The following is a 12,416-nucleotide window of genomic DNA, read 5'->3' as shown; positions in this document are numbered from 1 at the left end:
TTGGTCCGTTTTTGGGCGCTTTGTGTTCGCCGCCCTAAAGCAGGCCGATCAGCAGCCAGCCGGCCGTGCCCCACATCATCAACGCCACCAGGCCATCGAGCGCGCGCCAGAGGCGCGACGAGTTGAGCCGCTGGCCCAGCCACCCCATCGCCAGGCCGAGCGCGGTGAACCACAGCAGTGAGCCCGCCGCGGCGCCCAGGCCAAACAGTGCGTTTTCGGGTTGCGCGTAGGCCAGCGAGGCCGAGCCAATCAACACGGCGGTGTCCAGCCAGGCGTGCGGGTTGAGCCACGACAGGGCGAGCGCCAGCGTGATGGCCCGGCCACGTGACACGCCTGCGCCGACGGGCCGGTTCAACGGCTGGCCCGGGGTGGCCATGACTGCCGCAGCTTCGGCTGGCCTGAGAAAGCGTTGCATGGCCTGGCCCCCGTAGGCGATCAGGACCGCCGCGCCCGCGCCCACCATGGCACCCTGCAGTTTGTCCGACAGGCCGCCCAGATGCGCCAGCCCGAGCACGCCGGCCGCAATCAGTACCACGTCGGTCGCGATGCAGACCGCAATGGTCAGCCACAGGTGCTGGCGCAAGAGGCCCATCCGCATCACATGCGCGTTTTGCGGGCCGATGGCCATGATCAGCGACAGGCTGAGCGCCAGCCCGGCGGCGAAAGCCGGGGCCGGGAAAACCGGGAAGAGGAGGGTCGGGAAGGCTGGCATGGTGATTTTCTGTTGGTGCGCTGTTCTGTGCGGCCTGTTTGTTTGTCTTTGTTTGTTGCGGGAACGAGCCCTGGAGTGTTCCTGAAAACCATCGCGAGTTAAATCAATTTAAGTTAAATTGGTATTGGTCAATAAATAATTGATAAAACCAACCTGGGAACACCACGCCGATGCTCGACGCCCGCCAACTCGATGCCCTCGCCGCCGTGATCGAGCACGGCAGTTTTGGTGCGGCCGCCAAAGCCCTGAGCCTGACGCTGGCCGCTGTGTCGCTGCGCATCAAATCGCTGGAGGACGCCCTGGGTCAGCGCCTGCTGGTGCGCGGCAAGCAGCTGCACCCCACCCCGGCGGGCCAGGCGCTGCTGGCGCATGTCAAACAGCTCAGGCTGCAGGAGGCGGACCTGCTGGCCCACCTGCAGGGAGGGCGCCATCCGGGCGCAAAGGCGGTGCCGCTGCAAAGCCTGAGCGTGGCCGTCAATGCCGACTCGCTGACCGGCTGGTTCCTGGCCGGCGTCGCCCCGGCGCTTGAAAAACACGGGCTGCTGCTCGACATCGTGGTGGACGACCAGGACCATACGCATGACGCGCTCAAAAACGGCGATGTGACGGGCTGCGTGACGACGCTGGCGCAGTCGATGCGGGGCTGCGTGGCCGAGCCGCTGGGCATCATGCGCTACCACTGCGTGGCGGCCCCCGCGCTGGTACACAAGTGGCGCGCCGGCAAGGCAACGGTGGCGGCGCAGCGCCTGCTGGCCAGTCCGGCCATTATTTTCAACCGCAAGGATGCCCTGCAGGATGCCTTCCTGGCGCAGCATTTCAATTTGCGCGACGCGCTCTATCCGCGTCACTTTGTCCCGGCGGTGGACGCCTTTGAACTGGCGCTGGAGCTGGGCCTGGGCTGGGGCATGGTGCCCGAGCAGCATCTGGCCGCCCGTGCGCACCGCCCGCCGCTGGCCGAGGTGCTACCGGGCAAAACAGTCGACGTGGCGCTTTATTGGCAGCACTGGGCCCGCGAGCCCGTGCTGGCCCAGCGCCTCACGCGCGCGGTGAAAGAGGCCGCCCGCGTCTTGCTGAACTAGGGCCTGTGAACGCTATTTATGCAAGATGCGTTGCGAGTCAAAAAGGCCATGAGCAAGGCGCAAAACGCAGGCGGGGCAGACCCCGCCAAGGCTTTGCAACGCCGCGCAGGGCCTTTTTGATCGCAACCCGAAGGGAATGGGGTGAAAACAGCGCCACTCTGCGTTGCGCTCCTAGCCCAGACGCCCGGTCTGGGCGTCGTCGCGCGCCTTGATTGGCGCTGTTTTCACCCCATTCGCATTTGCATAAATAGCGTTCACAGGCCCTAGGCCCGCGCTGGCGCGACGGACTGGGCATCCCGAATTTCGATTCGAAACGGATCGTCGCCTGCCGGCCGACATTGGCGGAAAATACGCTGCTGAAGAAGCAGCAGCGCATCCAGCAACAGCAACAGCAACAGTAAGAGGGATGAGACATGGCAAAACAGTTGCGCATCGCCGGTCTGGTCCAGGGCATCGGCTACCGTGCGGCCTTTGCGGAGCAAGCCCACGCACTCAGGCTCTCCGGCTGGGTGCGCAACCGCCTTGATGGCTCCGTGGAGGCCACCGTGGCCGGCGAAGCCCAGGCAGTCCAGAACATCATCGACTGGGCGGGGCACGGACCGGTCGGCGCGCAGGTGCGCAGCGTGTCGGTGGTCGAGGTGGATGACGCGCTGGTGGCGGACGGGAAATTTCACATCCGGCCGACGGCTTAGTGCTGCTGATTCGCATGGCCCTGTGGCGCCGCGCGAATTTCAACAGCCTGCCGGTCGCTGGCGCCGCCCGCGCAAACCGGCAGCAGCCAATCCCGCCGACTCAACCAATTTAGCCGACTTAGCCGATTTATGCCTGTGTTGCGGGCCGGCCCAGCGACACCAGTTTGCGTTCGGGCACCTGGCTGGTGAAGGCAAAGTCCACTTGGGGTGCGCGTCCGCTGACGATGTCGGCAATCGCCGCGCCCGAGCCGCAGGAGTGCGTCCAGCCCAGCGTGCCATGGCCGGTGTTGAGGAACAGGTTGCGGGTTTTGGAGGCGCCTATGTAGGGCACGTTGGATGGTGTGGCCGGGCGCAGGCCGGTCCAGTACTGCGCATTTTGCCCGTCGGTCATGTCGGGAAAGAGCTGGCGCACGCGCCGCACAATCGCCTCGCAGCGCACCAGGTTCAGGTCGGTGTTGTAGCCCCCCAGTTCGGCCGTGCCCGCAATGCGCAGGCGGTTGCCCAGGCGCGAGAACACCAGCTTGTACTCGTCGTCGGTGAGCGACACGTTGTAGGAGGCCGCTTCGTTGATGACCGGCAGCGTCACTGAATAACCCTTGGCCGGGTAAATCCGCAGGGTCTGGCCCAGCAGTCTGGCCCACTGCGGGCTGTAGGCGCCCAGGCACATCACATAGGCGTCGGACTTCAGCTCGCTCACCACCCCTTCGGCACTGGCAATTTGCACGCTGCGCAGCGTATCGCCTTCCTTGCGCGCGCCCACGATGCGGGTGTTGTAGAGGAACTCCACGCCCTGCGCGGCGCACAGGGCCGCCAGCTGGCGGGTGAAGGCATGCGCATCGCCCGATTCGTCGCTGGGCGTCATGCTGCCGCCGACGATTTGCGGGCGGCAGGCCGCCAGCGCGGGCTCGATGGCCACGCATTCATCGGGGGTTTTCATATCCAGCTCGCAGCCGTGCTCGCGCATCACCGCGGCCGGGCCCTGCGCATCGGCGTACTCCTGCTCGCTGGTGTAGAAGTGCAGGATGCCCTCGGTCTTTTGCTGGTAGTTGATGCCGGTGTCGGTGCGCAGCTTTTGCAGCGTGGCCCGGCTGTACAGCCCCAGGTTGACCATCTGCTTGATGTTGTGCCGGGTGCGGCCCGGCGTGCACTGGCGCAAAAAGTCCAGGCCCCAGAGCCACTGGTTCAGGTCGGGGCGCAGGCGAAACAGCAGAGGCGCGTCTTCGCGCATCAGCCACTTCAGCACTTTCAGGGGCGCGCCCGGGTTGGCCCAGGGTTCGGCGTGGCTGACCGAAATCTGCCCGCCGTTGGCAAAGCTGGTTTCCAGGCCGGCGCCGGGCTGGCGGTCGACCACGGTGACCTCGTGGCCGGCCTGGCGCAAAAACCAGGCGGAGGTGATGCCGGTCACGCCGGCGCCCAATACGGTAACTTTCATGATGAGATTCCCAAGGAAAAGAAGGCAACAGGCCAGCACGGATGCGCGCAGGCAGCTATGAAATCAATCGTGAATTTCAGGGCGGCAGCGTGCACCAGTGCTGGTGCCGCTCCCACTGTCCTTGGTACCTGAGAGATTCAGCCCGGCATCAGCGGGGCTGACGGCCAGGATTTGCTCCTTCGGTGGCGGCAGCGTTGCGCTGCAGCTCTCTCCAGATTCGGCATGTTTCATTCAATACGGGGACCTGAGCGATCATGGGAGATTGCGCCTTCGGCGGCCGTTGCAGGGCAACAGCGCTCTCTTGAATGAAAGCAGATTCTCGCATATTGCCCAGGCGCTGGCCAGAAGCGCGGGGCCCACGCCCCTAAAATCTCTCCATGCTTCAAATCAAACAAGACTTGCTGGACGCCCTGGGCCAGGCCCTCAAAACCATGGCGCCTGACAGTACCGTGGCGGCCGCCTTCGAGTCGCCCAAGGTGGCGGCCCATGGCGACTTTGCCTCCACCGCGGCCATGCAGCTGGCCAAACCGCTCAAGCTCAACCCCCGCCAGGTGGCGGAAAACCTGCGCGGGCTGCTGCTCCAGGCGCCCGCGTTTGCGCGCTGGGTGGACGCGATCGAAATTGCCGGCCCGGGTTTTCTCAATATCCGGCTCAAGCCCGAAGCCAAGCAGCAAGTGGTGCGGGAAGTGTTGCAAGGGGCAGACCAGTACGGCATGCAATTGGCCGACAGCCCGCACCGCATGATTGTGGAGTTCGTCTCGGCCAACCCGACCGGGCCGCTGCATGTGGGCCACGGCCGCCAGGCGGCGCTGGGCGATGCGATTTGCAACCTGTTTGACACGCAGGGCTGGGATGTGTGGCGCGAGTTTTATTACAACGACGCCGGCGTGCAGATCCAGACCCTGGCCACTAGCACGCAGGCGCGCGCCAAAGGCCTCAAGCCGGGCGATGCCGGCTGGCCCGAGCCCGCCTACAACGGTGACTACATTGGCGACATCGCCAATGACTTTCTGGCCAAAAAGACCGTCAAATCCGACGATCGGGAGTTCACCGCCAGCGGTGACGTCGAAGACCTGGACGCGATCCGCCAGTTTGCCGTGGCATACCTGCGCCATGAGCAGGACCTGGACCTGCGGGCCTTCTCGGTCAGGTTTGACAACTATTACCTGGAGTCCAGCCTGTACAGCTCGGGCCGTGTCGACAGCGCGGTGCAAAAGCTCAAGGACGCCGGTAAAACCTACGAGCAGGACGGCGCGCTGTGGCTCAAGTCGACCGACTACGGCGACGACAAAGACCGCGTGATGAAAAAGGGCGACGGCAGCTACACCTACTTTGTGCCGGACGTGGCCTACCACCTGGCCAAATGGGAGCGCGGTTTCAGCAAGGCCATCAACATTCAGGGCATGGACCACCACGGCACGATTGCCCGCGTGCGCGCCGGGCTGCAGGCCGCCAGCGCCGGCATTCCGCAGGGCTACCCCGACTACGTGCTGCACACCATGGTGCGCGTCGTGCGCCATGGCGAAGAGGTGAAGATCTCCAAGCGCGCCGGCAGCTATGTCACGCTGCGCGACCTGATCGAATGGACCAGCGCGGACGCCGTGCGCTTCTTTTTGCTCAGCCGCAAACCCGACACCGAGTACGTCTTTGACATTGACCTGGCTCTGGCCAAAAACAATGAAAACCCGGTGTACTACGTGCAATACGCCCATGCGCGCATATGCTCGATTCTCGGCACTTGGGCCGCGCAGAGCGGCGATCAGAGCCAGCTGAAAAGCGTGGACCTGTCGGCACTGGTCAGCCCGCAGGCCCAGGCCCTGATGCTGCTGCTGGCCAAATACCCCGACATGCTCAGCAATGCGGCCGCCGGTCTGGCGCCGCACGACGTGGCCTTTTACCTGCGCGAGCTGGCCGCCTGCTACCACAGCTATTACGACGTCGAGCGGATTCTGGTGGACGACGAAGCCGTCAAGCTGGCACGCCTGGCGCTGGTCGCCGCGACGGCGCAGGTATTGCACAATGGCCTCAAGGTGCTGGGCGTCAGTGCGCCCCACAAAATGTAGGCAACCATGAAGCACACACAGCGGAATTCAAAGCGAAATTCAGAGCGGGATTCAGAGGCAGGCAAGAAAATTGGGCAAGGTATGAGAAAACAACGAGGCGGAACCCTGCTGGGTCTGGTTATTGGCGCGCTGATCGGCCTGGGCGCCGCGCTGGCCGTGGCGGTCTACATCACCAAGGTGCCGGTGCCTTTCATGAACAAGAGCCAGTCGCGCAATCCCGACAGCGACGCCGCGGAAGCCAAAAAGAACCGGGACTGGAACCCGAATGCCCCGCTGGCGGGCAAAACGCCTGTGAAGCCGCTCCCTTCTGCTTCCAGCGCTTCCGGCACTTCCGGCGAAGTGGGCACTGTGCCGGCCCCCGCCACGGCGACCGCGCCCAAGGCAGCTCCCGCGCCCCCGGCGAAGCCCGCCACCTCCGCGGATCCGCTGGGCGATCTCGCCAAGGCCAGGGCGGACGCCGCGCCCGCCGTTTCGGGCGTTGACCCGTTCAGTTATTTTGTCCAGGCTGGCGCATTCCGTACGCCGGAAGACGCGGAGCAGCAGCGCGCCAAGCTCATGCTGCTGGGCGTGCAAGCCAAGGTGAGTGAGCGCGAACAGTCGGGCCGAACGGTGTACCGCGTGCGCGTCGGCCCCTTTGACAGAAAAGAAGACGCCGACAAGGTCAAGGAGCGGCTGGACGGCAACTCGATAGAAACAGCCCTCGTCAGGGTGCAGCGCTAGAGTGTGGTGAACTTTTATGGGCCGGGGTGTACCAACCCCTGTACGAAACGGCCGGCCGGCTTGTTTTTTTCACTGAATAAGTAAGTGGCCGCTTTGCAAAATACCCCCACACAGACCCACAGACCAGGAAACCAGGAGAAAAATTGATGCAACGACGTGAGTTTTCGCTTTCAGCCGCTACCGTGGCAGCCGCCGCCACTTGGGGAGGCGTTGCGCTGCCCACAGCCGCGCAGGCTCAGGCCCGCGCCTTCAAGGAGGGAACGGATTATTTGACGCTGGGCAAACCCGCTCCCACCGACGTGCCTGCCGGCCAGGTCGAAGTGGTGGAATTCTTCTGGTACAGCTGCCCGCATTGCAACGCCTTTGAGCCGCAACTCGAGGCCTGGATCCAGAAAGCGCCCAAAGACGTGACCGTCAGGCGCGTGCCGGTAGCCTTTCGTCCCGATTTTGAGCCGCAGCAGCGTCTTTTTTATGTGCTGGAAGCCATGGACAAGCTCAATGAGCTGCACAAAAAGGTGTTCAATGCGATCCATATCGAGCGTCAGGCGCTGAACACGGCGGATCAGGTGGCGGCCTGGGCGGAGAAGCAGGGCCTGAACAAGGCCAAGTTTGTCGAGCTGTACAACTCGTTTTCCGTCAGCACCAAGGCGCGCAAGGCCACCCAGTTGCAGGACACCTACGCGGTCGACGGCGTGCCGGCCCTGGGCGTCGGCGGGCGTTACTACACGTCTGGCCAGCTGGCCCAGAACATGGACAGGGCCCTGCAGGTCACCGATTACCTGATCGCGCAATCGCGCAAGGCCAAATAAGCGCGCGGCAAGTCGGCAAGTCACACGCCGGCGCCCGGCGTTGGCCCGAAAACCCGCCCACCCGTGGCGGGTTTTTTTATGGGCCCAATTTGGCCCTGGCCGCCATTCCCGGAGCTGGCATGGCTACAATCACTCAAAACAAGCAGCAAGATTCGTGCCTTTATGAAACACCCCATTTTTCCCTTGATCGTGCTGGCCGCACTGGCGGCCGGGGCCGTGTTTCCCGCCGCGGCCGAGCGGGCTGACCGCGACAAGCCGATGAATGCGGAGGCCGATGCCCTGCGTTACGACGACCTGAAACAAACCAGCGTGTTCACCGGCAATGTGGTGATCACCAAGGGCACCACCATTGTCCGGGGCGAACGGGTGGATGTCAGCCAGGATCCCCAGGGCTACCAGCAGGCCCTGGCCGTGGCGGCGCCGGGCAAGCTGGCCTTTTACCGGAAAAAGCGCGATGGCGTGGACGAGTACATCGAAGGGGAAGGCGAGCGGATCGAATACGACAGCCGTGCCGACACCGTCAAATTCATCAAGCAGGCCGTGGTGCGGCGCTACAACGGCGCGACCCTGGTCGATGAAACGACCGGCTCCCTGATTGTTTATGACAACAACACCGATGTGTTCACTGTGGATGGGGGCGCGCAAAACCGCACGGCCACCAATCCCACGGGGCGGATTCGCGCCATGCTGTCGCCGCGCGGCGCCGCATCGGCACCGCAGCCGCCGGCCGGACCCGCGCTCCGTTTGCGTCCCGGCACCACGCTGGGGCCATGACGGAAAGCCGAAAAATGGACAGAACGGACAATCAACCCGTGGATGCGGTGACTGACACATCGTCGGTCAATACCCCGGCAGCCAATACTCCGGCGGCCAGCACCGCACCGCCGAGCCGTCTGGTGGCCCAGGGGCTGCAGAAATCCTATGGCAGCCGCAAGGTGGTGCAGGATGTCTCGCTGTCCGTGCAAAAAGGCGAGGTGGTGGGCCTGCTGGGCCCCAATGGCGCGGGAAAAACCACGTCGTTCTACATGATCGTGGGGCTGGTGCGTGCCGATGCGGGCGAGATCTCCATCGACGGCCAGTCGGTCGAGCACATGCCGATTCACCTGCGCGCCCGCCTCGGGTTGAGCTACCTGCCGCAGGAAGCGTCGATTTTCCGCAAGCTCACCGTGGAAGAAAATGTGCGCGCCGTGCTGGAACTGCAGCTGGACGCCAGCGGCAAGCCGCTGGGCCGCGCAGACCTTGAAAAGCGGCTCGAAGCGCTGCTGCAGGATTTGCGGGTCGATCATCTGCGTGACTCGCCGGCGCCGGCGCTGTCAGGGGGCGAGCGCCGCCGCGTCGAGATTGCGCGCGCCCTGGCGACGCAGCCGCGGTTCATCCTGCTCGACGAGCCTTTTGCCGGCATTGACCCGATCGCCGTGATCGAAATCCAGCGCATCATCGGTTTCCTGAAGTCGCGCGGCATTGGCGTGCTGATCACCGACCACAATGTCCGCGAAACGCTGGGCATTTGCGACCATGCCTACATCATCAGTGACGGCCACGTGCTGGCGACCGGCACCCCTTCCGAGATTGTGAACAATGCCGATGTACGCCGCGTTTATCTCGGTGAACACTTCAGAATGTGATGGCTCCCCCCCGTTGTCGCTCACTGCGTGTAGCTCCCTCCCCCCTGCAGGGGGCGGCGCCTGCGCCCCGGCAAAGCCGGTTGCGCGGCCCCCGCTTGGTTAATACATCCCAACTCGCTTTGTCGTGCGCTTAGGGATGTCATGAAACAAGGCCTTTCCCTCAGGGTCTCGCAGCACCTGGCGCTGACGCCGCAACTGCAGCAGTCGATCCGCCTGCTGCAGCTGTCCACCCTTGAGCTGAGCCAGGAAGTCGAGCAGATGCTCGATGAAAATCCGTTCCTGGAAGTGTCGGAAGAAGCCGCACCGCGCGAGGAATTTGGCCTGGAGAATGCCGACACACCGGTCAGCCAGGATAGCCGGGAATTTGAGTTTGCTGGTGATTCAATAGCAGGAAGCCCTGATGAATCAAAAGCTGCAAGCCAAAATGATGTAGATACAGGGCCCGAGGTCAGTTCCGAGGCCAAGCTGGAGGAAAGCTGGGAGGGCGACGGCTCGGTGGAGTCCTCGCCTGACGACAGCGAATGGGGCGGCGACGCGCCGGCCCGCAAAAACAATAATGCGGACGACAGCGAGGCCGAGGCTTCCGACCTGGCCCGCAGCCATGAGTCGCTGCAGGACCATTTGCACCGCCAGTCGCTCAGCCTGCGCCTGTCGGAGGAAGACCAGGCGGCGTTGCATTTCCTGATCGAGTCGCTCAATGACGACGGCTACCTCGAAGACAGTCTCGCGTCACTGGCCGCCGGTCTGGCGGGCGACGACCTTGAGCAGGCGGAAGAGCTGGAACAGCACTTTGCCATGGCCCTGAAGCTGCTGCAGCACATGGAGCCCGCCGGCGTCGGTGCCCGCAACCTGGCCGAGTGTCTCGGCCTGCAACTGCTCGACTGCAAGGACTGCGACGAGACCCGCGCAGCGATCGCCATGTGCAAGCAGCCCATGGAGCTGCTGGCCAAGCGGGATATGAAGCGCCTGTCCTACCTGTGCGGATTTCCGGAAAGCGTGATCCGGGGCGCCATCGCCGTGATCGGCCGGCTGGATCCCAAGCCCGGGCGGCGGTTTGTCAACGTCGAGCGCAACCTCATCGTGCCCGACGTGATCGTCGTCAAGTCGGGCCGCGGCTTCAAGGTCTCCCTCAACAGCGAGGTCATGCCCCGCCTGCGCGTGCACGACATCTATGCCAATGCGCTGAAGCAGCACAAGGGCCAGAACGGGCAGGCCTTGCAGCAGCGCTTGCAGGAGGCACGCTGGTTCATCAAAAACATCCAGCAGCGCTTTGACACCATCCTGCGCGTGAGCAGTGCGATTGTGGAGCGGCAAAAGAATTTCTTCACCCACGGCGAGCTGGCCATGCGTCCGCTGGTGCTGCGCGAAATTGCCGACGAACTGGGCCTGCACGAGTCCACCATCTCGCGCGTCACCACGGCCAAGTACATGAGCACGCCGTTCGGCACCTTCGAGCTCAAGTACTTTTTTGGCTCGGCGCTGGGCACCGAGACCGGTGGCAACGCGTCCAGCACGGCGGTGCGCGCCCTCATCAAGCAGTTTGTCTCGTCCGAGAGCCTGAAAAAGCCGCTCAGCGACAACCAGATTTCCGAAATGCTCAAGGAGCAGGGCATTGAATGCGCGCGCCGCACCGTGGCCAAGTACCGCGAGGCTTTGCGCATCGCGCCTGCCAACCTGCGAAAGTCGCTTTGAAAGTAGCCCCCACGGTCGCCCACTGCGTGTGGCTCCCTGCCCCCCGAGGGGGCCGCTGCGCCTGCGGCCCGGCAAAGCCGGTTCCGCGGCCCCTGCTTGAAAAAGAACCGTCACCCAGCCAGCCGTGAGTCTTCATTCATGAACCAACTTCAACTCTTTTTACCCTGCGCCGCCGGCGTCGAGGCCTTGCTGGCCAGCGAGGTCAAACGCATCACCGGCATCGAAGGCAAGGCCTGGCGCGCCGGCGTGCAGTTGCAGGGCTCCTGGCGTGATGCCCTGCAACTCAACCTGCACAGCCGCCTGGCCCAGCGGGTGCTGATCGAGCTGCAGCACAACCAGTACCGCAGCGAGCAGGACCTCTACAACGCGGCAGCCAGCGTTGCGTGGGAAATCTGGTTCACGCCCAAGCAGACCTTCAAGGTCGAGATCACCGCGCAGCACAGCCCGCTGACCAGCCTGAACTTTGCGGCGCTCAAGGTCAAGGACGCCATTGCCGACCGCTTCCGTGCCAAGTACGAGGTGCGCCCCGATGTGGACACGCGTTGGCCCGACGTACGCGTGTATGTGCACCTGACGACCGACACGGCGACCATCTATATCGACACCTCGGGCGAGCCGCTCTTCAAGCGCGGCTGGCGCGAAGACAAGGGAGACGCCCCCCTGAAGGAAACACTGGCCGCCGCCATGATTGCCGCCAGCGGCTGGGACCAGCAGTGCAAAGAGGGCGTGCCGCTGTACGACCCGTGCTGCGGCTCCGGCACCATCGTGATCGAGGCGGCGCAGATTGCCTGCAACATCGCGCCCGGCATCAACCGCCGCTTTGCCTTTCAGAAATATTTGCCCTTCCAGGCTCACGTGTGGGAGGGACTGCTCGACCAGGCCGAGGCGGCCATCACGGAGCCGACGGCACCGGTGTTTGGCAGCGATGTGTCGTTCCGCATGGTGGATTTTGCCGAGCGTAATGCCGAGCGCGCGGGCGTGGCCAACGCCGTGCAGCTGCGCGGCGGCGACGCGCTGCAGCGCATGCCGCCCGCGCCGTCGGGCGTGATGCTGGTGAACCCCCCCTATGGCGAGCGCATTGACGTGGCCGGCGTGGCCGGCATCACCGGCGTGCAGGGTCGCGACCAGCGGCGCCAGCAGGGCCATGGCGTCAGCGGCTCCTGGGACGGCACCCAGGCCATCGACGAGTTTGGCCAGCCGCTGCCGCGCGATGCGTCCGAAGCCGGCCTGGCCGACGCTCCGCGCGACCGTTCGGCCAACCCGGGGCGCGAGCAGGCACAGACGGAAACCGGCGAAGAAGCCTCCGACTTCTTTCCCCGGTTGGCCACGCACTGGAAGAAGAACTACGCCGGTTGGACGGCCCATGTGCTCACGCCCGACCTGAAGTTGCCCGGCAAGATGCGCCTGAAGGAATCGCGCCGCGTGCCCATGTGGAATGGCCCGATCGAATGCCGGCTGTTCCGCTTTGACATGGTGGCCGGCTCGGCGCGCGGCAAGCCCGCACCTGCATCTACATCCACTCCCGGTCTTGCTCCCTCTCCCACCGGGAGAGGGCAGGGGTGAGGGTGGTGCATCACCGGCTTGCCTGCAGG

11 protein-coding genes and 1 riboswitch are annotated in these 12,416 nt (G+C 64.3%); of the genes, 9 read left to right on the top strand and 2 right to left on the bottom strand.

The annotated features are described in order from the left end of the window. Window positions 1–34: 34 nt before the first annotated feature. Window positions 35–712 (bottom strand): LysE/ArgO family amino acid transporter, encoded by a 678-nt coding sequence (locus tag AC1DS5_RS00290; RefSeq protein WP_477716250.1) that lies wholly within the window; start codon window positions 710–712, stop codon window positions 35–37. A 170-nt stretch (window positions 713–882) separates the two neighbouring features. Between AC1DS5_RS00290 and AC1DS5_RS00285 the strand changes: the two genes are divergently transcribed. Further along, window positions 883–1,791 (top strand): HTH-type transcriptional regulator ArgP, encoded by a 909-nt coding sequence (locus AC1DS5_RS00285; protein ID WP_477716249.1) that lies wholly within the window; start codon window positions 883–885, stop codon window positions 1,789–1,791. A gap of 413 nt (window positions 1,792–2,204) precedes the next feature. Then, entirely contained in the window at window positions 2,205–2,483 is a 279-nt protein-coding gene (locus AC1DS5_RS00280) for an acylphosphatase (RefSeq protein WP_477716248.1), read from the top strand. A gap of 127 nt (window positions 2,484–2,610) precedes the next feature. On the opposite strand, the gene AC1DS5_RS00275 is transcribed toward AC1DS5_RS00280, so the two are convergent. Beyond that, window positions 2,611–3,915 (bottom strand): D-amino acid dehydrogenase, encoded by a 1,305-nt coding sequence (locus AC1DS5_RS00275; protein WP_477716247.1) that lies wholly within the window; start codon window positions 3,913–3,915, stop codon window positions 2,611–2,613. Window positions 3,916–4,137: 222 nt separating this feature from the next. After that, window positions 4,138–4,229, bottom strand: a riboswitch (glycine riboswitch). 63 nt (window positions 4,230–4,292) lie between these two features. On the opposite strand from AC1DS5_RS00275, the gene argS reads away from it, so the two are divergent. The 7 genes from argS to AC1DS5_RS00240 all read left to right on the top strand — a co-directional run bounded on the left by argS (window position 4,293) and on the right by AC1DS5_RS00240 (window position 12,387). After that, on the top strand, window positions 4,293–5,978 hold the full coding sequence (argS, locus tag AC1DS5_RS00270; protein WP_477716246.1) for an arginine--tRNA ligase: 1,686 nt from the start codon (window positions 4,293–4,295) through the stop codon (window positions 5,976–5,978). Between the two features lie 81 nt (window positions 5,979–6,059). Beyond that, on the top strand, window positions 6,060–6,698 hold the full coding sequence (locus tag AC1DS5_RS00265) for an SPOR domain-containing protein (RefSeq protein ID WP_477716245.1): 639 nt from the start codon (window positions 6,060–6,062) through the stop codon (window positions 6,696–6,698). Between the two features lie 146 nt (window positions 6,699–6,844). Further along, on the top strand, window positions 6,845–7,507 hold the full coding sequence (locus AC1DS5_RS00260) for a thiol:disulfide interchange protein DsbA/DsbL (protein WP_477716244.1): 663 nt from the start codon (window positions 6,845–6,847) through the stop codon (window positions 7,505–7,507). Between the two features lie 162 nt (window positions 7,508–7,669). After that, complete coding sequence (gene lptA, locus AC1DS5_RS00255; RefSeq protein ID WP_477716243.1) at window positions 7,670–8,281, top strand: lipopolysaccharide transport periplasmic protein LptA; 612 nt, start codon at window positions 7,670–7,672, stop codon at window positions 8,279–8,281. Between the two features lie 14 nt (window positions 8,282–8,295). Then, window positions 8,296–9,132: an LPS export ABC transporter ATP-binding protein gene (gene lptB, locus AC1DS5_RS00250; protein ID WP_477716242.1), complete on the top strand. Its 837-nt coding sequence runs from the start codon at window positions 8,296–8,298 to the stop codon at window positions 9,130–9,132. Between the two features lie 141 nt (window positions 9,133–9,273). Then, window positions 9,274–10,824 (top strand): RNA polymerase factor sigma-54, encoded by a 1,551-nt coding sequence (locus AC1DS5_RS00245; protein WP_477716241.1) that lies wholly within the window; start codon window positions 9,274–9,276, stop codon window positions 10,822–10,824. Between the two features lie 138 nt (window positions 10,825–10,962). After that, window positions 10,963–12,387, top strand: a complete 1,425-nt coding sequence (locus AC1DS5_RS00240; protein ID WP_477716240.1) for a THUMP domain-containing class I SAM-dependent RNA methyltransferase — start codon at window positions 10,963–10,965, stop codon at window positions 12,385–12,387. Window positions 12,388–12,416 lie beyond the last annotated feature (29 nt).

It is taken from the genome of Polaromonas sp. P4_H1 (genome assembly GCF_056400945.1).
This window is presented reverse-complemented; position numbering and strand designations above follow the sequence as displayed.